The sequence below is a fragment of the Pseudomonas sp. AC172 genome (genome assembly GCF_979258595.1).
The window spans coordinates 246,599-267,255 of the sequence record NZ_OZ409868.1 but is presented as its reverse complement, the minus strand read 5'-3'; the positions used below and the strand labels follow the sequence as shown (position 1 = coordinate 267,255).

Here is a 20,657-nt window from a genome sequence, read left to right as displayed (position 1 = left end):
AGCATCACCTCTTCCTTCTAAGCAAGCTATCGAACGCATACGGGACGACCTGACGCCGGCGTTTGCTGTCCGCACGCAAGTCCATTTCAGCTTTGGAGTTTTCCATGATCGACCTGTATTACTGGACCACCCCCAACGGCCACAAGATCTCCCTGTTCCTCGAAGAAGCCGGCCTGCCGTACAACGTCCATCCGATCAATATCAGCCAGGGTGAGCAGTTTCAGCCACACTTTCTGAAAATCGCCCCGAACAACCGTATCCCGGCCATCGTCGACCACACGCCTGCCGATGGCGGTGAGCCGCTGTCGCTGTTCGAATCCGGGGCAATCCTGCTGTATCTGGCGGAGAAGACCGGGAAGTTCCTGCCCAAAGACCTGCGCGGTCGGCTAACAGCGCTGCAATGGCTGTTCTGGCAAATGGGTGGGCTGGGGCCAATGGCCGGGCAGAATCACCACTTCAGCCAGTTCGCCCCGGAGAAAATCCCTTACGCGATCAAGCGCTACATTGACGAGACCGCACGGTTGTATGGTGTGTTGAACAAGCAGTTGGCCGAGAACGAATTCGTTGCGGGCAGTGAGTACAGCATTGCCGACATGGCGATTTATCCGTGGATCGTCTCGCACAAATGGCAGAGCCAGAATCTCGAAGACTTCCCCCATGTGCAGCGCTGGTTCAACCACATCAAGGATCGTCCGGCGACAGTCAAGGCCTACGCGTTGGTGCAGAAAATCAATCCACCGAAGTCCTGAATGACGATCAAAAGATCGCGGCCTGCGGCAGCGCCTGCATGGGAATGCATGCCTATACAGGCGCTGCCGCAGGCTGCGATCTTTTCCATTCGACAGAAATACACAAATAACCCCCACGCCCGCTTGCGCGGCCACCTCCTGCTCACTAACGTAGCGCCTTTACTGACGCTACCCCCCGCAGGAGCTTTGCCATGGCCTCGCCAGCCCTTACTCATTTTCTTCCCCGGTTCGGCGTTGCCGCAGCAGTGGCCGGTGTTTTGGGCCTGTCCGGTTGCCAGACCTGGAACGCTCAGGACACCCTCCCGCCGACCTCCGGCGTGCAACCGCTCAAGGGCCTGGCGCAGAACGTGTCGGTACGACGCAATGCCATGGGCATGCCGTTGATCGAAAGTAATACCTTCCACGATGCGCTGTTCAGCCTCGGCTACGTCCACGCCAGCGACCGCATCAATCAAATGGTTACCCTGCGTCTGTTGGCGCAGGGCCGTCTGGCGGAAATGTCCGGCGCGTCGATGCTCGATGCCGACCGCTACATGCGCGCGGTCAATCTGAAGAAAAGCGCCGGCGAGCTGTACAAGGCTTCGTCGCCACGCCTCAAGCGCTTTTTCGAAGTCTATGCGCGGGGCGTCAACGCTTACCTGTTCCGCTACGCCGACAAACTGCCGGGCGACCTCGCTTCCAGCGGCTATAAGCCTGAATACTGGAAACCAGAAGACTCGGCGCTGATTTTCGCCCTGCTGAATTTCAGCCAGTCGGCCAACCTGCCGGAAGAAATTTCCTCGCTGGTGCTCGCGCAAACCGTAACCACCGACAAACTCGCCTGGCTCACCCCGTCGGCGCCGGACGAAAACCTGCCGCTGGCCGAAGCCGACAAGCTGCAAGGCCTCAAGCTCAACGGGCAGATTCCCGGCCTGACTGAATTGAGCAGCGCCAGCCAGCAACTGTCGGCGCTGAACCTGCTCGGTACGACGTCTTCGAACAACTGGGCAATCGCCCCGCAACGCAGCCGCAGCGGCAAGAGCCTGCTGGCCAGCGACGCCCATGGCCCGCTGGCCGCACCGTCGCTGTGGAGCTTCGTGCAGATTCGCGCGCCGAAATATCAGGCGGCGGGCGTCACCGTTGCCGGTTTGCCGCTGGTCCTCGGTGGTTTCAACGGCAAAGTTGCGTGGAGCATGACCAGCGTCCTCGGCGACAACCAGGACCTGTTCCTGGAAAAAATCCGCCGCCAGGGCAGCAGCCTGACCTACGAGGTCAATGGAAAATGGCAACCGCTGGGCGTGCGCAACGAAACTTACTTCGTCAAAGGTCAGCGACCGATTCGCGAAGCGGTATACGAAACCCGTCACGGTGCGTTGCTCAACAGCGCGCAGGCCGCGGCGCAAGGCAGTGGCTACGGCTTGGCCTTGCAGACGCCGAGCTTCACCGACGATAAATCGCTGGACGCATTTTTCGACCTGACCCGCGCGCAAACCGTGGAACGTGCCTCGGACGCCAGTCGTGAAATCCGCGCCATCGCCGTCAATCTGGTGTTTGCCGATGCAAGCAACATTGGCTGGCAAGTCACCGGGCGTTTCCCTAACCGTCGCGAAGGCGAAGGCCTGCTGCCATCGCCGGGCTGGGAAGGTCGTTACGACTGGGACGGTTACGCCGACCCGATGCTGCACCCGTATGATCAGGACCCGGCGCAAGGCTGGCTCGGCACCGCCAACCAGCGCGTGATTCCTCACGGTTACGGCATGCAACTGTCGAACTCCTGGGCGGCGCCGGAGCGTGGCGAACGTCTGGCGGAACTGGCCGGCAGCGGCAAGCACGACAGCCGTAGCGTGATCGCCATGCAGTACGACCAGACCACCACCTTCGCCGCCAAGCTGAAAAAAGTCTTCGAAGCGCCGGGCATGAAGCAACCGCTGAAACAGGCGATCGATGCCCTGCCGGAAGCGGAACGCAGCAAGGCGCGTGAAGCGTTCACACGGCTTATGGCGTTCGACGGCAAGCTCAGTCCGACCTCGGCGGATGCGGCGATTTATGAGCTGTTCCTGCAAGAAAGCATGAAGCAGATTTTCCTCGACGAACTCGGGCCGGAATCGAGCCCGGCGTGGAAAGCGTTTATCGCCAACGGTGATTTGTCCTACGCGGCGCAGGCCGATCATTTGTTGGGACGTGAAGACAGCCCGTTTTGGGATGACATTCGCACGCCGCAGAAAGAGGACAAAGCGGTGATTCTTGCCCGCAGCTTCGCCGCAGCGATCAGCGCTGGCGACAGTCAATTGGGGGGCGATCATCGGGCCTGGCAGTGGGGCAAATTGCACAGCTACGCCTGGAAGAACAGCAATGGCCAGACCGTGCGTGGGCCGATGGCAGCGGGTGGCGATCACACCACGTTGAACACCTCGGCGTTTGCCTGGGGTCAGGATTTCACCACCACACGTGCGCCGTCGATGCGTTTCATTGTCGACTTCGGCCAGGCTGAGCCGCTGATGGGCCAGAACGGTACGGGGCAATCGGGGAATCCGGTGAGTCCGAATTACCTCAATGGCATTGATGCATGGTTGAAGGGGCAGTACATCGGTTTGCCAATGCAGCCGCAGAACTTTGACCGGGTGTATGGCAAGACCCGTCTGACTCTTACTCCCGGCAAATAAGGCAAAGGTCAAAAGCCCCTCACCCTAACCCTCTCCCGGAGGGAGAGGGGACCGATTGGGGGTGGCTGAAGTTTTTCGCCGACCTGAAAGGGCACTGCCGAATCAATAATCGACTCGTTTTTTCAGGTCGATGTAGCTCGCCAGACACCTCGGTCGGCTCCCTCTCCCCCCGGGAGAGGGCTGGGGTGAGGGTCGCCTTTCAAAGTCGATAGAACTTCCGGACTCGCGCCAGCCTCATAGCTAACAAGCCCCCCATTTCTGGTAACGACATGGACCTTGTTATCGCCCGCCCCGAAGGTCTCTATTGCCCTGCCGGGGATTTCTACATTGATCCGTGGCGCCCCGTCGAGCGCTCGGTCATTACCCATGCCCACGGCGATCACGCCCGCACCGGCAACCAGCATTACCTCGCCAGCAGCGCCAGCGAAGGAATTTTGCGCGCGCGACTCGGGCAGGACATCAATCTGCAGACCCTCGCCTACGGCCAGCGCCTGACGCACCACGGTGTCACCTTGAGTTTTCATCCCGCCGGCCATGTCCTCGGCTCGGCACAGGTGCGCCTCGAATACGGCGGTGAAGTCTGGGTCGCATCGGGCGATTACAAGATCGAACCGGACGGCACCTGTGCCCCGTTCGAACCGGTGCGTTGCCACACCTTCATCACCGAATCGACCTTCGGCCTGCCGATCTACCGCTGGCAGCCACAGGCGCAGGTGTTCAGCGAGATCAATCAGTGGTGGGCGGCGAATATTGCCGCCGGCAAGGCCAGCGTGTTGTTCTGTTACTCGTTCGGCAAGGCCCAGCGGATTCTCCACGGCATCGACGAAAGCCTCGGCCCGATCCTCAGCCACGGTGCAGTCGAGCCGCTGAACCGGGTCTACCGCGAGGCGGGCGTGTATCTGCCGCCCACGATCTACGCGGGAGACGTGAAGAAAAGCGATCCGATCATGCGCCAGGCCTTGGTCATCGCCCCGCCCTCGGCCGGCGGCAGCACCTGGATGCGCCGCTTCGGCGAGTTCAGCGATGCGTTTGCCAGCGGCTGGATGCGTTTGCGCGGCACCCGACGGCGGCGCGGTGTCGACCGCGGTTTCGTGCTCTCCGATCACGCCGACTGGCCCGGCCTGCTCTGGGCTATTGAGCAAACCGGCGCGGAACGGGTGATGGTCACCCACGGTTCGATCGGTGTGCTCGTACGGCATCTGCGCGAACAGGGTCTGGATGCTCAGGGTTTCAACACTGAATACGGCGATGACGAAGAAGAAAACATCGCCGCCGAACCGACCATCGCCGAGATGCCCGCATGAAAGCATTCGCCGAGTTGTACGCCGAGCTCGACGCAACCACGTCAAGCAACGCCAAACTGGCGGCGATGCAGACTTACTTCGCCCAGGCCGAACCGCATGACGCCGCGTGGGCGGTGTACTTCCTCTCCGGTGGCCGCCCCAGACAACTGGTGCCGGTTCGAATCCTGCGCGAACTCGCCGTTGAGATCTCCGGCCTGGAGCCGTGGTTGTTCGAGGAAAGCTATCAAGCAGTCGGCGACCTCGCGGAAACCATTTCGCTGGTGCTCGCGGAAAACCCGCACAGCTCCGACGCCGGCCTTGCCGAATGGATCGAAGACAAACTGCTGCCGCTGCGCGGTGAAACCCCGGAATTCCTGAGTAGACAACTGCCCGCCCTGTGGGCGCAACTGGATCGGTCGAGCCTGATGCTGTGCATCAAACTGATCACCGGCAGTTTCCGCGTCGGCGTCTCGAAACTGCTGGTCACCCGGGCCCTGGCCTCGATGGCCGGTCTGGACAGCAAACGCGTGGCGCAGCGTTTGGTGGGTTACACCGATCTGTCGAACCGGCCGAGCGCCGCCAGCTACCTGAAACTGATCGCCCCTGAATCCAGCGATGAACATGCCCAGCGTGGCGGCCAACCGTACCCGTTCTTCCTCGCCCATGCCTTGTCGCAACCGGTGGAAGAATTCGACGCGCTAATCGGCCCGGCAAGCGACTGGCAGGTGGAATGGAAATGGGATGGTATTCGCGCGCAGGTGGTCAAGCGCGATGGCAAATTGTGGGTGTGGTCGCGCGGTGAAGAGCTGGTCACCGAACGCTTTCCCGAACTCGACGTATTGGTGCACGGTTTACCCGACGGCACCGTGATCGACGGCGAAATCGTCGTGTGGAAAAGCAGCCATCCAAGTACCGAAGACGCTTTCGACCCGCAATCGAGCGAACCGCCGGCCGTACAGCCGTTCGCCCTGCTGCAACAACGCATCGGCCGCAAAACCCTCGATAAGAAAATTCTCGAAGAAGTCCCGGTCGTCGTGCTCGCCTACGACCTGCTGGAATGGCAGGGCGAAGACTGGCGCAACCAACCGCAGGCCAAACGCCGTGCGCAACTGGAAGACGTCATCGCCCGCTGTAACAGCCCGGTGTTGCTGCCCTCGCCCGTACTCACCGGCAGCGACTGGTTCGACCTCGCCCGCCAGCGCGAAGCCTCACGGCGACTGGGTGTCGAAGGGATGATGCTCAAGGCGCGGGATTCGTTGTACGGGGTGGGCCGCACCAAGGACATGGGCGTGTGGTGGAAGTGGAAAGTCGACCCGTTCAGTGTCGATGCCGTGTTGATTTACGCGCAGCGCGGCCATGGTCGGCGGGCCAGTTTGTACAGCGATTACACCTTTGCCGTGTGGGACGGCCCGCCTGAGTCCAGCCAACGCGCGCTGGTGCCGTTTGCCAAGGCGTATTCGGGGCTGACCGATGCGGAAATGCGTCAGGTCGACAGCATCGTGCGCAAGACCACCGTGGAGAAATTCGGCCCGGTGAGCAGTGTGAAGCCGAGTCTGGTGTTTGAGCTGGGTTTCGAAGGAATCGCCCTGTCGCGGCGGCACAAAAGCGGGATTGCGGTGCGTTTTCCACGGATGCTGCGCTGGCGTCAGGATAAAACCGTGGATGAAGCGGATAGCCTCGCCACCCTGCAAGACCTGCTGGCCTGACCCCTTTTCCCGGGACAACACACGATCGGCTACAAATCAGTGCACGCTTTCTGCCGCGCCCGTTTTCGTGCACTCATCCATTGATCCTGTAGCTCTCCTGACCTTTTAAAACACTTGTTCGGGACTCTGGTTCGGAAATTGCTACTTTCTATAGGTCGTACGCGTTCCAGTAACAATAATTCTGCGCCACAAGCGCTCATATTGGTTCTTAGGGATTGAATAATGAAAAAAGCATTGCTGACCCTTTCTGCACTGGCGTTGTGCATGGCCGCTGGCTCCGCGCTGGCCAAGGAATACAAAGAGCTGCGCTTTGGCGTGGACCCTTCGTACGCACCGTTCGAGTCGAAAGCGGCCGACGGCAGCCTGGTGGGCTTCGACATCGACCTAGGCAACGCGATCTGCGCCGAACTGAAGGTCAAGTGCAAGTGGGTCGAAAGTGACTTCGACGGCATGATTCCGGGCCTCAAGGCCAATAAATTCGACGGTGTGATCTCGTCGATGACCGTGACTCCGGCCCGCGAGAAAGTCATCGATTTCTCCAGCGAACTGTTCTCCGGCCCGACCGCTTACGTGTCGAAAAAAGGTTCCGGCATCACCGCAGACGTCGCGTCGCTGAAGGGCAAAACCGTCGGCTATGAGCAAGGCACCATTCAGGAAGCCTACGCCAAAGCCGTACTGGACAAGGCCGGCGTGAAAACCCAGGCCTATCAGAACCAGGATCAGGTGTACTCCGACCTGACCTCTGGCCGTCTCGACGCCGGTATCCAGGACATGCTGCAAGCCGAACTGGGCTTTTTGAAGTCGCCACAGGGCGCCGACTATGACGTCAGCAAGCCGGTCGACAACGAATTGCTGCCAGCCAAAACCGCTGTCGGTATTAAGAAAGGTAACACTGAGCTGAAGGCGCTTTTAGATAAAGGTATCAAAGCGTTACACGATGACGGCAAATACGCCGAGATTCAAAAGAAACACTTTGGCGATCTGAATCTGTACAGCGGCAAATAATGCCCCGGCGCCCATCTTCGATGGGCGCCTTTTCCATCCGCTCAGGTTGCTGATTTATGTTCGAAACCCTCCTGCAAAATCTGGGGCTCTCCGCCTTCAGCCTCAAGGGCTTTGGTCCTTTGCTGCTGGAAGGCACCTGGATGACCATCAAATTATCGGCGATGTCGCTGCTGGTGGCCGTGTTGCTCGGCCTGCTCGGCGCCAGTGCCAAACTGTCAAAAGTCAAACTGGTGCGCCTGCCCGCCCAGCTCTACACCACGCTGATTCGCGGGGTGCCGGACCTGGTGCTGATGCTGCTGATCTTCTACAGCCTGCAAACCTGGCTGACGACGCTGACCGATTACATGGAATGGGAATACATCGAGATTGACCCGTTCAGCGCCGGGGTACTGACCCTGGGCTTTATTTATGGTGCATATTTCACCGAGACCTTCCGTGGCGCGATCCTCGCCGTGCCGCGCGGTCAGGTTGAAGCCGCCACTGCGTATGGCCTCAAACGCGGCCAGCGCTTTCGTTACGTGGTGTTTCCGCAAATGATGCGTTTCGCCCTGCCCGGCATCGGCAACAACTGGATGGTGATGCTCAAGGCTACCGCACTGGTGTCGATCATCGGCCTGGCCGACCTGGTCAAAGCGGCGCAGGACGCCGGTAAAAGCACTTATCAACTGTTCTACTTCCTGGTCCTCGCTGCCTTGATCTATCTGCTGATCACCAGTGCTTCCAACTTCATCCTGCGCTGGCTCGAACGTCGTTACGCCGCCGGTGCCCGGGAGGCCGTACGATGATCGAACTTCTGCAGGAATACTGGCGCGCTTTCCTTTATACCGACGGCCAGAACATCACCGGGCTGGCAATGACGATGTGGCTGCTCAGCGCTTCGATCTTCATCGGTTTCCTGGTGTCGATTCCTTTGTCGATCGCCAGGGTTTCGAGCCACTTCTACATTCGCTGGCCGGTGCAGTTCTATACCTATCTGTTCCGTGGCACGCCCCTGTATATCCAGTTGCTGATTTGCTACACCGGCATTTACAGCCTCGCCGCCGTGCGTGCGCAGCCGCTGCTCGACAGTTTCTTTCGCGATGCGATGAACTGCACGATCCTCGCTTTCGCCCTGAACACCTGCGCCTACACCACGGAGATTTTCGCCGGGGCAATCCGCAGCATGAACCACGGCGAAGTCGAAGCGGCCAAGGCCTACGGTCTGACCGGCTGGAAGCTGTATGCCTACGTGATCATGCCGTCAGCGCTGCGCCGTTCGTTGCCGTATTACAGCAACGAAGTGATCCTGATGCTGCACTCGACCACCGTGGCTTTTACCGCGACCATCCCCGACATCCTGAAAGTCGCGCGGGACGCCAACTCGGCGACCTTCCTGACCTTTCAGTCGTTCGGCATCGCCGCGCTGATCTACCTGACCATTACCTTTGCGCTGGTCGGCCTGTTCCGCCTTGCCGAACGCCGATGGCTGGCCTTCCTCGGCCCGACTCACTAGGACAACTTTGCAAATGCGCCACCTGATCCATGACTTGCTGGCCCCGTTGCCGGGGACTGCGCGACAGATTCACAGCTTCCACTTCGGCCCGGAGCAGGCCAAGGGCAAGGTTTACATTCAGTCTTCGCTGCACGCCGACGAACTGCCGGGCATGCTCGTCGCCTGGCATCTCAAACAGCGTCTGGCCGAACTGGAAGCGGCCGGGCGCCTGCGCAGCGAAATCGTGCTGGTGCCGGTGGCCAACCCGGTCGGCCTCGAACAAGTGCTGATGGACGTGCCGCTGGGCCGCTACGAACTGGAGAGCGGTCAGAATTTCAATCGCTGGTTTGTCGACCTCAGTGAAGAGATTGGCAATGCCATCGAAGGCAAGCTGAACGACGATCCGCAGCACAACCTCGAATTGATCCGCACGCATCTGCGCAACGCCCTCGCCCGCCAGACCGCCAGCACCCAACTGCAATCCCAGCGCCTGACTCTGCAACGGCTGGCCTGTGATGCCGACATGGTGCTGGACTTGCACTGCGATTTCGAGTCGGTGGTGCACCTCTACACCACGCCCGAAGCGTGGCCGCAGGTCGAACCGCTGGCGCGCTACATCGAAGCCCAGGCGAGCCTGCTGGCCACTGATTCTGGCGGCCAGTCGTTCGATGAATGCTTCACCCTGCTGTGGTGGCAATTGAAGGAACGCTTCGGCGAACATTTCGAGATCCCGCTCGGCAGTTTTTCGGTGACCGTCGAATTGCGCGGGCAGGGTGACGTCAATCACCCTCTGGCCAGCCGCGACTGCCAGGCGCTGATCGATTACCTGATCCAGTCCGATGCGATCGTCGGCGAGACCAAACCGCAGCCGCCGCTACCCTATCCCGCTACGCCACTGGCGGGCGTGGAACCGGTGACCACGCCGGTCGGCGGCTTGCTGGTGTACACGGCGGTTGCCGGCCAATACCTGGAAGCCGGGCAGCAGATCGCCGAAATCATCGACCCGATCAACGATCGGATCACCCCCGTTCATTGCACCGCCGCCGGCCTGCTGTACGCCCGCTCGCTGCGGCGCATGGCCACGGCCGGCATGGTTATCGCCCACGTCGCGGGCGCCGAAGCCTATCGCAGTGGCTACCTACTTTCGCCTTGAGGATGTCTGTCCCATGTACAAACTGACCGTTGAAGGCCTGCATAAAAGCTATGGCGACCATCAAGTGCTCAAAGGCGTGTCGCTCAAGGCCAGGACCGGCGACGTGATCAGCCTGATCGGCGCCAGTGGCTCGGGCAAAAGCACCTTTTTGCGCTGCATCAACTTTCTCGAACAACCCAACGACGGCGCCATGAGCCTTGATGGCCAGGCGATCCGTATGGTCACCGACCGTCACGGCATGCACGTCGCCGACGCCGATGAACTGCAACGTTTGCGCACGCGTCTGGCGATGGTGTTCCAGCACTTCAACCTGTGGAGCCACATGACCGTGCTGGAAAACATCACCATGGCCCCGCGCCGGGTGCTGGGTTGCAGCAAACAGGAAGCCGATGATCGTGCGCGGCGCTATCTGGACAAGGTCGGCTTGCCGGCGCGGGTGGCGGATCAATATCCGGCGTTTCTTTCTGGCGGCCAGCAACAGCGCGTGGCGATTGCCCGGGCGTTGGCGATGGAGCCGGAGGTGATGCTGTTCGATGAACCGACGTCGGCGCTTGACCCCGAACTCGTAGGCGAGGTGTTGAAGGTGATTCAGGGCCTGGCTGAAGAAGGCCGGACCATGATCATGGTGACCCATGAGATGAGCTTCGCCCGTAAAGTTTCCAGCCAGGTGCTGTTCCTGCACCAAGGCCTGGTGGAAGAAGAAGGTGCCCCCGAGGACGTGCTCGGCAACCCGAAAAGCGAACGCCTCAAACAATTCCTCAGCGGCAACCTGAAATAACGCCGTACACCGTCCCCTGTGGGAGCGAGCAGGCTCGCTCCCACATTCGTTTTTCATCGCCGACAAAAATCAAACTTGTCGACCTGCCGTGCGGTCACTGGAAGAACACTTCCAGAGCGCGCGCAGCCGGCATGGCGAAATCTCCCGACCACGCAAAAATCTGGTTCAGCGCCCGCGACTGGAAGCCGTTCGCCTTTCAGAAACAGGTCTGGGCAGCGGTCAAAAACGGTGAGTCAGGGCTGCTCCACGCCAGCACCGGCGCCGGTAAAACCTATGCAGTCTGGTTCGCGGCGCTCAATCGCTTCGCGCGCTCGCAGCCTTTCGTCGAAACACCGCGCAAACGAAAACAACCTGCCGAACCGCTGACCGTCCTGTGGATCACCCCCATGCGCGCCCTCGCCGCCGACACCGCGCGCGCCTTGCAAACACCTGTCGATGATCTGCAAATCCCGTGGAGCATCGGCCTGCGCACCGGTGACACCAGTAGCAGCGAACGCGCCCGGCAGAGCCGGCGCCTGCCGACCACGCTGATTACCACGCCGGAGAGCCTGACCCTGCTGCTCGCCCGCGGTGATGCAAAAGTGGCGCTGGCGAGCCTGCGCATGATCGTCGTCGATGAGTGGCACGAACTGCTGGGCAACAAGCGCGGCGTGCAACTGCAACTGGCTCTGGCCCGCCTGCGGCATTGGCAACCTGAGCTGATCGTCTGGGGCGTGTCCGCCACCCTCGGTAATCAATCTCACGCCGAGCAGGTGCTGATCCCACAGGGCGGCGGCATCAGTATTCAAGGAAAGAGCGAAAAAACGCTGAAGGTCGACACCCTGCTCCCACCGGCCATCGAGCGTTTTCCGTGGGCGGGACACATTGGCCTGAAGATGCTGCCGCAGGTCGTTGCTGAACTGGAGGCGTGCGCCAGCACCCTGGTGTTCACCAACACCCGCGCACAGTCGGAAATCTGGTATCAGGCGCTACTGGAGGCTCGGCCGGACTGGGCCGGGTTGATCGCCTTGCATCACAGCTCATTGTCACGCGACACCCGTGACTGGGTTGAGCAGGCCTTGAAGGATGGCCATTTGAAAGCCGTGGTCTGCACGTCAAGTCTGGATCTGGGCGTGGATTTCCTGCCGGTCGAGCGCGTGCTGCAAATCGGCTCGGCCAAAGGTGTCGCGCGCTTGATGCAGCGTGCCGGGCGCTCCGGTCATGCACCGGGACGCACATCAAGGGTAACCCTGGTGCCGACGCACAGCCTTGAGTTGGTCGAAGCCGCCGCCGCCCGTGATGCCGTCGAACAACGGCGCATCGAACCGCGACAATCGCCGCATAAACCGCTGGATGTGCTGGTGCAGCATTTGGTCAGCATGGCCCTCGGCGGTGGGTTTATTCCTGAAGAGTTGTACGAAGAAGTCCGCCTGGCGTGGGCTTATCGCGATCTGACGCTGGCGGATTGGGCCTGGGCGCTGGCATTCGTACGCCATGGCGGGATGTCTCTGACCGCCTATCCGGATTATCGCCGGGTCGAACCGGACGAGCATGGCGTCTGGCGCGTACCGGATGCCCGATTGGCGCGGCGTCATCGCATGAGCATCGGCACCATCGTCAGCGATGCGAGCATCCATCTGAAATTCTGGAGCAAGGGCGGCGGCGGCAAACAATTGGGCAGTGTCGAGGAAGGCTTTATCGCGCGGCTCAAACCCGGTGATGGTTTTCTGTTCGCCGGGCGTTTGCTGGAACTGGTGCGGGTGGAAAACATGACCGCTTACGTCAAACGCAGCACCGCAAAAAAAGCCGCCGTGCCGCGCTGGAATGGCGGGCGGATGCCACTTTCCAACGAATTGGCCGAAGCCGTGGTCAGGCGCTTCAGTGCGGCGGCGCAGGGTGATTTTGTCGGCCCGGAAATGCAGGCCTTGCGACCGTTGCTGGAAACCCAGATGCGCTGGTCGGGTTTGCCCACGACAGACAAGCTGTTGGCTGAAGTGCTGAAGTCCCGCGAAGGTTGGCACCTTTTCCTCTATCCGTTTGCCGGGCGCCAAGTGCATCTGGGGCTGGCAAGTCTGTTGGCCTGGCGCGTCAGTCAACGCCAACCCGTGACGTTTTCCATCGCGGTGAACGATTACGGCCTCGAATTGCTCAGTGCCACGCCAATCGACTGGGCCGAGCATTTGAACGCCGAGCTGTTTTATGCCGATGATTTACTAGCGGATGTTTTGGCCAGTCTGAACGCTGGCGAATTGGCGTTGCGGCGTTTTCGCGAGATCGCACGGATTGCCGGGCTGGTCTTCGCCGGCTACCCCGGTGCACCGAAAAGCACCCGACAGGTGCAAGCTTCCAGCGGTTTGTTTTTCGAAGTGTTCAAACAATACGACGCTGACAACCTGTTGCTGGCCCAGGCCGGGGAAGAAGTCTTACGAGAAGAACTGGATATTCGTCGTCTGGAGCAGACACTGGAGCGGATAAACGGAATGAAACTGGACGTGCATCAGCTTAAACGTCCTACGCCACTAGGATTTCCACTGCTGGTGGAGCGCATGCGCGAAAGCATGAGCTCGGAAAAACTCGCTGATCGCATCCGACGGATGGTCGGTGATCTGGAGAACAGCGCCGACAAGGATAAATCCCGATGAATGCGGCCTACCCGGTGCGTCTGGCCGGCGAAGAACTTTGGCTCCTGCCGGAAAAAGCCCTGTACTGGCCCGCGCAACAAGCATTGCTGATTGCCGATGTGCATTTCGGCAAAGCCGCCGCTTACCGAAGCCTCGGTCAACCAGTCCCGCAAGGCACTACGGCGAGCAATATCGCCGTTATTGATCGATTACTGGCGAAACTGCCCTGCCGGCAACTGATCTTTCTTGGCGACTTTCTGCACGGGCCCGGCTCACATGCGGAGGGTACCTTAAACGCCTTGGCGCAATGGCGAGCGCGCCACGCGGACCTGCCAATGACGCTGATTCGCGGCAATCACGACAAGCGCGCTGGCGATCCACCCGAGTCGCTGAATATCCGTGTGGTGCCAGAACCACTGCTGCTCGGGCCATTCGCCTTGCAACATGAACCGGACCCGCACCCTGAAAGACACGTGCTGGCAGGTCATGTGCACCCGGTCTATCGGTTACATGGCAAGGGTCGGCAGAGCTTGCGCCTGGCGTGTTTCAGACTCGGCGAACGCCTGAGTCTGCTGCCGGCCTTTGGCGCCTTTACTGGGGGCTATCCGGTCGAGAAGGATGAAAGCTGCAGGATTTTTGTCATCGGCGACAACGAAATATGGCCAGTCAGTTGAAGTCTTTGCAGACCTCATCTGACTGGCCATTCGTTTTCAATGCAGATCAGGCAACCGGTGCCGGTGGCGGCTCGTCCGGTAGCGTCGGTTCGCCCGGCTCGGTGGGTTGTTCGTTGGGGGTATCGGGATCAGGCTGTCCGGGAATTCCGCCGGCCATGCTCAGCGCCGGATGCGCCAACAAGGACCAGGCCAATACGCCAATCTGATTGGGCTCGAGCCTTGCCAGTTCGGCGGTGATTTGCGGATCGATCTTCATAGGGCACTCCTCGGCGAAGGCCCGTTTTGCCGAAAGCAAAAACGGGCAGTACACCCCATAGAGTGTCTGCCCGCCAAAGAATTCCCGCGATCTGTCGGATGGACCGATCAGGTGCGCGGCAAGGTCACGCCGCGCTGGCCCTGGTACTTGCCGCCACGATCCTTGTAGGACACTTCGCATTCCTCGTCGGACTCAAGGAAGAGCATCTGCGCCACGCCTTCGTTGGCGTAAATCTTCGCCGGCAGGTTGGTGGTGTTGGAGAATTCCAGCGTCACGTGGCCTTCCCACTCAGGCTCGAGCGGCGTGACGTTAACGATAATGCCGCAACGCGCGTAGGTGCTTTTACCCAGGCAGATGGTCAATACATTGCGCGGAATGCGGAAGTACTCGACGGTGCTGGCCAGCGCGAAGGAGTTCGGCGGAATGATGCAGACGTCGCTATGGACGTCGACGAAGCTGCCCGGGTCGAAGTTTTTCGGGTCGACGATGGACGAGTTGATGTTGGTGAACACCTTGAAGTGGTTGGTGCAACGTACGTCGTAGCCGTAGCTCGACACACCGTAGGAGATCACTCGGCTGTCATCGCTGCCGCGCACCTGACGCTCGACGAACGGCTCGATCATGCCCTGTTCCTGCGCCATGCGGCGAATCCACTTGTCCGATTTGATGCTCATGGCGGGGTGTCCTGAATAGCGAGGTGGAAAAATTCTGTCCGGCATCTTACCGGGCGCGTCGCCGGGTTCAAAGTGCGGGCTGCAATTCTCGCCGATCCCCCATGATTTACTGGCTCTGGCGACGAACCGTCACACCGCCGATCCCTAAATCAGAGAAACCTTCACAAGAAGCATTGGCACGTCCCGGAAAAAGGGTTAAGGTGGCGCCACTGTGCTGCTTGTGTCACTGAGAATCTCTACACGATATGTTGAATTTCGATCCAACCATCTACAAGAATTTTTCCTGCTCTTTGCACTCAGTCTCGGCCAGGGTTCTTCCTGCGTCGCAGTTATCTTTGTTCAAGGAGTTACACCATGTCTAATCGCCAAACCGGTACCGTTAAGTGGTTCAACGATGAAAAAGGCTTCGGCTTCATCACTCCACAATCCGGTGACGACCTGTTCGTTCACTTCAAAGCTATCCAATCCGACGGCTTCAAAAGCCTGAAAGAAGGCCAACAGGTTTCTTTCATCGCTACCCGCGGTCAGAAAGGCATGCAAGCTGAAGAAGTACAAGTTATCTAACTTGTAGCTTCTTTAGAAAAGAGCCCCGCCCTTAAAAGCGGGGCTTTTTTGTGGGCGCCTGTTTTTTACAGGCAAAAAAAAATCGCAGCCCGACAAGGCTGCGATTTTCTGTGAAGTGCTGCTTACCAAGCCACGCCAAAACCTGCGGTGTAACGGGTCTTGTTCAGATCGGCATCATTGGTGCCGCTGATGATGTCGCGCTCGGCCTTGAGATTGAGCGATGCCCAGTCAGTGACCTTGTAACGCAGCCCCAACTCAGCATCCAGCGCGTAGTCGGCAACACCGGACAGCGGTTTGCCCACTTCCCCGTTGGTGAAGAACTCGACTTTCTTGCCGATCAGGTAACGGTTGTAATCCCACTTCATCGCGACGGAATAGAAGTTGTCCTTGCTGCCATCGCGATACTCGTAATCGGTGCGGTTGAGCAGCGAGCCCAGCGAGAATGCGCCCAACTCATCATCCCAGAACTGGTAGCCGGGACCGGTACCGACCACACGCTGACGCGACAGCTCTTCGATGTGATCGCGCTTGTAGTTCAGACGGCCCTGCCAAAACCACTTATCGGTCAGGAAGCGGTCGAGTGCGTATTCAGCGCGCCAGTTGTCGGTGGTGGTTTCGTCGTCCTGCACTTCGCGGTTGTACTCGCCTTCGGCGGTGTGGCGCCAGCGCCCATGACGTGCAGTGGTCTTGAAGCCGACATCGTAGTCGTCGGTGTCTTTCTCGGCGCGTTGATAGTCCAGCGCCAGGTCGACATTGCCCTTCCAGACCAGATCCTCGACCACCGGTTTCGGTTTGAGAATCTGCTGAATGCTCGCCAGCTCGACGGTTTTCGGCGCCTCACCATTGGCCAGGGTGACCTTGCCGTCTTCGGCGGCCGTCAGCGACTTGGACACTTCACCGGTGTAGGCATCCTGCTTGACCAGCAAGTGCTGATCACTGTCCAGGGTTTTGACCTCTTTCCAGTCAATGGTGACCGCACCGGCATATTGGGTCTGGATCAACAGCTTGCCGCCATCGAACACGGTGATGGTGCCGCTCAACTTGTCACCATTCTTCAACCAGACGGTGTCGGCAAGCAGGGGCGTGGACGCACTGAAAACAGCAAGGCACAGCAGGGATCTGGACAACATAAGCGAATCGAAGGCTCAAGTTTGCGGAAAAAGGTCGGCATTATCCGTAGGAATAAGACCCTGACAAGGACTGACCGGACTATTTCTAATGAGTTCATTTCTCAACGGCGCGAACACCGATTACTCTGAATGCCATCAAACTGTTCATGTTCAGGAACCGCGTACGTGAAAGACCCGCTCGACAGCGTCGAAAACGATGCGCAAATCCGACGCACGGCGCTCTACTCGACGCTCGCCCAAGTGCCCGAAGGCAAAGTCGTCAGCTATGGTCAGTTAGCCGAGCTGGCCGGGTTGGGGCGCGCCGCCCGCTGGGTCGGCCGCACCTTGAGTCAGTTACCCGGCGATACCAAGCTGCCCTGGCACCGAGTGCTGGGCGCCGGCGGTCGGATCAGCCTGCCGGTGGGGAGCCCGTCGGGCGATGAACAACGCGCCCGATTGCGCATGGAAGGCATTACCGTCCTGAACAATCGTGTGGATATTCAGCGCCATGGCTGGCGTCCGGTAGAGCACAGCGGTTAGAGTGCGCGCTTTGTTTTCGCAATCTTGAGGCAGACTTCAGCCCATGCCCCGTAAAACCTGGCGCGCCGCGCTAGCCGCTTATGCCAGTCCTTCGACGCTCGTGCTGTTGTTGCTGGGTTTCGCCGCCGGCCTGCCGTACATGCTGGTGTTCTCTACGCTTTCCGTCTGGCTGCGTGAAGCCGGTGTCGCCCGTGAAACCATCGGCTACGCCAGTCTGATCGGCCTGGCTTATGCGTTCAAATGGGTCTGGTCACCGCTGCTCGACCAATGGCGTCTGCCGTTGCTGGGCAAGCTTGGCCGACGCCGTTCGTGGCTGGTGCTCTCGCAAGCCCTGGTGATTCTCGGCCTGATCGGCATGGGTTTCTGCGATCCGCAGAAGCATCTGTCCTGGCTGATCGCCATTGCCGTTGTCGTCGCCTTCGCCTCCGCCACCCAAGATATTGCGGTGGACGCCTATCGCCTGGAAATCGCCGAAGACAATCGCCAGGCTGCCCTCGCCGCCAGTTATATGTCGGGTTATCGCGTGGCCGCGCTCCTGGCGACTGCCGGTGCGTTGTTCTTCGCTGAGGGCTTCGGCTCCACGGGCTTCAACTATCAGCATTCGGCCTGGGCCGGCACTTACGCACTGTTCGGTGCATTGATGATTCCCGCGTTGCTGACCACGCTGTTCATGCGCGAGCCGCCGGTTCCGCTACGCACGCAGTTGCAGGCCGGGCGTTACACCTTCATGCATCAACTGATGTCGGTGTTTGTGCTGATCGTCTTGCTGGTCTCGGTACCGGCGATGTTCACCCAGCTCTACAACACCGATTTCGCCAGCGTGCTGTTCGGTGACATGAGCCCACTTGATCTGCTGCTCGAGGACCGCGCTTTCCTGCGCGCCATTCTCTATACGCTGCTGACTGGCCTGTGCTTGTCGACCATGGGTCGTCGCGGCCTCGCGCCGGTGCTAACGCCGGTCAACGACTTCATTCTGCGTTACCGCTGGCAGGCCCTGCTGCTGCTCGGCCTGATTGCCACCTATCGGATGTCGGACACGGTGATGGGCGTCATGGCCAACGTGTTTTATATCGACCAGGGTTTCACCAAGGACCAGATTGCCAGTGTCAGCAAGATCTTCGGCCTGATCATGACGCTGGTCGGCGCCGGCATGGGTGGTCTGCTGATCGTGCGCTTCGGCATTCTGCCGATTCTGTTTATCGGTGGTGTCGCTTCGGCAGCTACCAACCTGCTGTTCGTGATGCTCGCCGACATGGGCCCAGACCTGCAGATGCTGGTGGTGACGATCTCCCTCGACAACTTCAGCTCAGGCCTGGCGACGTCGGCGTTCGTTGCCTATCTGTCGAGCCTGACCAACCTCAAGTTCTCCGCCACGCAATACGCCCTGCTTAGCTCGATCATGCTGCTGTTACCGCGCCTGATGGGCGGGTATTCCGGGGTCCTTGTCGAGAAGTTCGGTTACCACAGCTTCTTCCTGATCACCGCCCTGCTCGGCGTGCCGACACTGGTGCTGATCGCCCTGCACTGGTTCCAGGAAAGCCGCCGCGAAGGCCCGACGCCAACGCCCGAGCCTGTGCCGACGCCGGTCACAGAAGAATCGTAAGACCTTTCGGCAACGGCAGGAGGAATCCCGCCGTCGTGCCTCCCCACTGACCTCACGCCTGTACGTCGGCAAAACTCGCCGGTACACTGCGGAGTCATTTCCAGTCATAGCAACCGACAACGGCCAACCATGCGCACCAGTCAATTTTTGCTCGCCACACAGAAAGAAACGCCTTCCGACGCGGTTGTGATCAGCCACCAGCTGATGCTGCGCGCCGGCATGATCCGCAAGCTCGCCTCGGGCCTGTACACCTGGCTGCCCATGGGCCTGCGGGTTATGCGCAAGGTTGAAGCCATCGTTCGCGAAGAGATGAACGCCGCCGGCTCTCTGGAAGTGTTGATGCCGAGCACCCAACCGGCCGAGCTGTGGCAGGAATCGGGGCGCTGGGAAGAATACGGCCCTGAGCTGCTGCGCATCAAAGACCGTCACGGTCGCGACTTCTGCGCGGGCCCGACCCACGAAGAAGTGATCACCGATCTGATGCGCAACGAGTTGAGCAGCTACAAACAGCTGCCGATCAACCTGTACCAGATCCAGACCAAATTCCGTGACGAAATCCGCCCACGCTTCGGTTTGATGCGCGGCCGCGAATTCATCATGAAGGACTCCTACTCCTTCCACGCGGATCAGGCATCGCTGCAGATCACCTATGACCGCATGCATGAAGCCTACTGCAACATCTTCACGCGTCTGGGTCTGAAATTCCGTCCGGTGGAAGCCGACAACGGTTCGATCGGCGGCGCAGGCTCGCACGAATTCCACGTGCTGGCCGAGTCCGGCGAAGACGATATCGTCTTCAGCAACGGTTCCGACTACGCAGCGAACATCGAAAAAGCCGAAGCCGTGCCACGCGAAACGTCGCGTGCCGCTGCGACCGAAGAGCTGCGTCTGGTCGACACGCCAGACACCAAAACCATCGCGGCCCTGGTGGAAAAATTCAATCTGCCGATTGAAAAGACCATCAAGACCCTGATCGTGCGTGCCGAAGAAGAAGGCAAGCTGATCGCGCTGGTCATCCGTGGTGATCACGAACTCAACGAAATCAAGGCTGCCCAGCAACCTGGCGTTGCCAGCCCGCTGGTCATGGCCACCGACGCCGAACTGCGTGACGCCATTGGCGCCGGTGCCGGTTCGCTCGGCCCGCTGAACCTGCCGCTACCAATCATCATCGACCGTTCGGTCGAGCTGATGAGCGATTTCGGTATCGGCGCGAACATCGACGACAAGCACTACTTCGGCGTGAACTGGGAGCGTGATCTGCCGGTTCCGACCGTCGCAGACCTGCGTAACGTGGTTGCCGGTGACCCAAGCCCTGACGGCAAAGGCACCCTGGAAATCAAACGCGGCATCGAAGTCGGGCACATCTTCCAGCTGGGCAACAAGTACAGCAAGGCGATGAAGTGCGAAGTGCTGGGCGAGAACGGCAAGCCAGTGACCCTGGAAATGGGTTGCTACGGCATCGGCGTTTCCCGCGTGGTGGCAGCTGCCATCGAACAGAACAATGACGCCAACGGCATCATCTGGAGCGATACCCTGGCGCCGTTCCAGATCGCTCTGGTACCGCTGCGCTATGAAACCGAGCAGGTACGCGAAGCCACCGACAAGCTGTACGCCGAACTGACGGCGGCCGGCTTCGAAGTGCTGCTGGACGATCGCGACAAGAAAACCAGCCCGGGCATCAAATTCGCGGACATGGAGCTGATCGGCATTCCTCACCGGATCGTGGTCAGCGACCGCGGCCTCGCCGAAGGCAACCTGGAATACAAGAGCCGTACCGAAGGTGAAGCGCAAGCATTGCCGGTGGCCGACGTATTGTCCTTCCTGCAGGCCCGTATCCGCCGCTGAAACCA

The 20,657-nt window shown here is 59.9% G+C and carries 18 protein-coding genes; 15 read left to right on the top strand and 3 right to left on the bottom strand.

The window, feature by feature from the left end; genetic code table 11:
• The first annotated feature begins 104 nt into the window (after positions 1-104).
• From ACZ0A4_RS01300 to pdeM, 11 genes are all read left to right on the top strand, one after another.
• A complete protein-coding gene (locus tag ACZ0A4_RS01300) occupies positions 105-749 on the top strand; it encodes a glutathione binding-like protein (RefSeq protein ID WP_463572749.1) in 645 nt (214 codons plus the stop codon).
• Between the two features lie 191 nt (positions 750-940).
• Positions 941-3,391 carry a penicillin acylase family protein gene (locus ACZ0A4_RS01295; RefSeq protein ID WP_463572747.1) on the top strand — a complete coding sequence of 817 codons (2,451 nt, stop codon included), beginning with the start codon at positions 941-943 and terminating at the stop codon, positions 3,389-3,391.
• A 269-nt stretch (positions 3,392-3,660) separates the two neighbouring features.
• Positions 3,661-4,695: a ligase-associated DNA damage response exonuclease gene (locus tag ACZ0A4_RS01290; RefSeq protein ID WP_110720188.1), complete on the top strand. Its 1,035-nt coding sequence runs from the start codon at positions 3,661-3,663 to the stop codon at positions 4,693-4,695.
• The gene (locus ACZ0A4_RS01285; protein ID WP_463572746.1) at positions 4,692-6,380 is read left to right on the top strand and encodes an ATP-dependent DNA ligase; all 1,689 of its coding nucleotides are present in this window, start codon (positions 4,692-4,694) and stop codon (positions 6,378-6,380) included. Before ACZ0A4_RS01290 ends, ACZ0A4_RS01285 begins: the two co-directional genes overlap by 4 nt.
• A 222-nt stretch (positions 6,381-6,602) precedes the next feature.
• Positions 6,603-7,385 (top strand): transporter substrate-binding domain-containing protein, encoded by a 783-nt coding sequence (locus ACZ0A4_RS01280; RefSeq protein ID WP_008083900.1) that lies wholly within the window; start codon positions 6,603-6,605, stop codon positions 7,383-7,385.
• Between the two features lie 56 nt (positions 7,386-7,441).
• On the top strand, positions 7,442-8,170 hold the full coding sequence (locus ACZ0A4_RS01275) for an ABC transporter permease (RefSeq protein WP_463572745.1): 729 nt from the start codon (positions 7,442-7,444) through the stop codon (positions 8,168-8,170).
• Positions 8,167-8,877 carry an ABC transporter permease gene (locus ACZ0A4_RS01270; RefSeq protein ID WP_463572744.1) on the top strand — a complete coding sequence of 237 codons (711 nt, stop codon included), beginning with the start codon at positions 8,167-8,169 and terminating at the stop codon, positions 8,875-8,877. The genes ACZ0A4_RS01275 and ACZ0A4_RS01270 overlap by 4 nt, the downstream gene beginning before the upstream one ends.
• Before the next feature lie 13 nt (positions 8,878-8,890).
• A complete protein-coding gene (locus tag ACZ0A4_RS01265; protein WP_463572743.1) occupies positions 8,891-10,009 on the top strand; it encodes a succinylglutamate desuccinylase/aspartoacylase family protein in 1,119 nt (372 codons plus the stop codon).
• A gap of 13 nt (positions 10,010-10,022) precedes the next feature.
• On the top strand, positions 10,023-10,787 hold the full coding sequence (locus ACZ0A4_RS01260; RefSeq protein WP_166220914.1) for an ABC transporter ATP-binding protein: 765 nt from the start codon (positions 10,023-10,025) through the stop codon (positions 10,785-10,787).
• A 131-nt stretch (positions 10,788-10,918) separates the two neighbouring features.
• Entirely contained in the window at positions 10,919-13,408 is a 2,490-nt protein-coding gene (locus tag ACZ0A4_RS01255; protein WP_463572742.1) for a ligase-associated DNA damage response DEXH box helicase, read from the top strand.
• Positions 13,405-14,061, top strand: coding sequence for a ligase-associated DNA damage response endonuclease PdeM (gene pdeM, locus ACZ0A4_RS01250; protein WP_463572741.1), 657 nt, complete (start codon positions 13,405-13,407; stop codon positions 14,059-14,061). Before ACZ0A4_RS01255 ends, pdeM begins: the two co-directional genes overlap by 4 nt.
• Before the next feature lie 46 nt (positions 14,062-14,107).
• Here pdeM and ACZ0A4_RS01245 read toward each other — a convergent pair whose 3' ends face one another.
• The gene (locus ACZ0A4_RS01245) at positions 14,108-14,317 is read right to left on the bottom strand and encodes a hypothetical protein (protein ID WP_095119221.1); all 210 of its coding nucleotides are present in this window, start codon (positions 14,315-14,317) and stop codon (positions 14,108-14,110) included.
• A 107-nt stretch (positions 14,318-14,424) separates the two neighbouring features.
• Complete coding sequence (gene dcd, locus ACZ0A4_RS01240) at positions 14,425-14,991, bottom strand: dCTP deaminase (RefSeq protein WP_008083888.1); 567 nt, start codon at positions 14,989-14,991, stop codon at positions 14,425-14,427.
• A gap of 354 nt (positions 14,992-15,345) precedes the next feature.
• Here dcd and ACZ0A4_RS01235 point away from each other — a divergent pair, with 354 nt between their 5' ends.
• The gene (locus tag ACZ0A4_RS01235; protein WP_002554837.1) at positions 15,346-15,555 is read left to right on the top strand and encodes a cold-shock protein; all 210 of its coding nucleotides are present in this window, start codon (positions 15,346-15,348) and stop codon (positions 15,553-15,555) included.
• 122 nt (positions 15,556-15,677) lie between these two features.
• Here ACZ0A4_RS01235 and ACZ0A4_RS01230 read toward each other — a convergent pair whose 3' ends face one another.
• Positions 15,678-16,685 carry a DUF481 domain-containing protein gene (locus ACZ0A4_RS01230; RefSeq protein WP_463572740.1) on the bottom strand — a complete coding sequence of 336 codons (1,008 nt, stop codon included), beginning with the start codon at positions 16,683-16,685 and terminating at the stop codon, positions 15,678-15,680.
• Between the two features lie 129 nt (positions 16,686-16,814).
• Between ACZ0A4_RS01230 and ACZ0A4_RS01225 the strand changes: the two genes are divergently transcribed.
• The 3 genes from ACZ0A4_RS01225 to ACZ0A4_RS01215 all read left to right on the top strand — a co-directional run bounded on the left by ACZ0A4_RS01225 (position 16,815) and on the right by ACZ0A4_RS01215 (position 20,652).
• Entirely contained in the window at positions 16,815-17,204 is a 390-nt protein-coding gene (locus ACZ0A4_RS01225; RefSeq protein WP_463572739.1) for an MGMT family protein, read from the top strand.
• 43 nt (positions 17,205-17,247) lie between these two features.
• The gene (locus ACZ0A4_RS01220; RefSeq protein ID WP_463572737.1) at positions 17,248-18,807 is read left to right on the top strand and encodes an AmpG family muropeptide MFS transporter; all 1,560 of its coding nucleotides are present in this window, start codon (positions 17,248-17,250) and stop codon (positions 18,805-18,807) included.
• Positions 18,808-18,936: 129 nt separating this feature from the next.
• The gene (locus ACZ0A4_RS01215; RefSeq protein ID WP_159815000.1) at positions 18,937-20,652 is read left to right on the top strand and encodes a proline--tRNA ligase; all 1,716 of its coding nucleotides are present in this window, start codon (positions 18,937-18,939) and stop codon (positions 20,650-20,652) included.
• Positions 20,653-20,657: the final 5 nt, after the last annotated feature.

Coding starts and splice junctions, on each gene's coding strand:
- ACZ0A4_RS01300 (WP_463572749.1), top strand. CDS start 105: ATGATCGACCTGTATTACTGGACCACCCCCAACGGCCACAAGATCTCC.
- ACZ0A4_RS01295 (WP_463572747.1), top strand. CDS start 941: ATGGCCTCGCCAGCCCTTACTCATTTTCTTCCCCGGTTCGGCGTTGCC.
- ACZ0A4_RS01290 (WP_110720188.1), top strand. CDS start 3,661: ATGGACCTTGTTATCGCCCGCCCCGAAGGTCTCTATTGCCCTGCCGGG.
- ACZ0A4_RS01285 (WP_463572746.1), top strand. CDS start 4,692: ATGAAAGCATTCGCCGAGTTGTACGCCGAGCTCGACGCAACCACGTCA.
- ACZ0A4_RS01280 (WP_008083900.1), top strand. CDS start 6,603: ATGAAAAAAGCATTGCTGACCCTTTCTGCACTGGCGTTGTGCATGGCC.
- ACZ0A4_RS01275 (WP_463572745.1), top strand. CDS start 7,442: ATGTTCGAAACCCTCCTGCAAAATCTGGGGCTCTCCGCCTTCAGCCTC.
- ACZ0A4_RS01270 (WP_463572744.1), top strand. CDS start 8,167: ATGATCGAACTTCTGCAGGAATACTGGCGCGCTTTCCTTTATACCGAC.
- ACZ0A4_RS01265 (WP_463572743.1), top strand. CDS start 8,891: ATGCGCCACCTGATCCATGACTTGCTGGCCCCGTTGCCGGGGACTGCG.
- ACZ0A4_RS01260 (WP_166220914.1), top strand. CDS start 10,023: ATGTACAAACTGACCGTTGAAGGCCTGCATAAAAGCTATGGCGACCAT.
- ACZ0A4_RS01255 (WP_463572742.1), top strand. CDS start 10,919: ATGGCGAAATCTCCCGACCACGCAAAAATCTGGTTCAGCGCCCGCGAC.
- pdeM (WP_463572741.1), top strand. CDS start 13,405: ATGAATGCGGCCTACCCGGTGCGTCTGGCCGGCGAAGAACTTTGGCTC.
- ACZ0A4_RS01245 (WP_095119221.1), bottom strand. CDS start 14,317: ATGAAGATCGATCCGCAAATCACCGCCGAACTGGCAAGGCTCGAGCCC.
- dcd (WP_008083888.1), bottom strand. CDS start 14,991: ATGAGCATCAAATCGGACAAGTGGATTCGCCGCATGGCGCAGGAACAG.
- ACZ0A4_RS01235 (WP_002554837.1), top strand. CDS start 15,346: ATGTCTAATCGCCAAACCGGTACCGTTAAGTGGTTCAACGATGAAAAA.
- ACZ0A4_RS01230 (WP_463572740.1), bottom strand. CDS start 16,685: ATGTTGTCCAGATCCCTGCTGTGCCTTGCTGTTTTCAGTGCGTCCACG.
- ACZ0A4_RS01225 (WP_463572739.1), top strand. CDS start 16,815: ATGCCATCAAACTGTTCATGTTCAGGAACCGCGTACGTGAAAGACCCG.
- ACZ0A4_RS01220 (WP_463572737.1), top strand. CDS start 17,248: ATGCCCCGTAAAACCTGGCGCGCCGCGCTAGCCGCTTATGCCAGTCCT.
- ACZ0A4_RS01215 (WP_159815000.1), top strand. CDS start 18,937: ATGCGCACCAGTCAATTTTTGCTCGCCACACAGAAAGAAACGCCTTCC.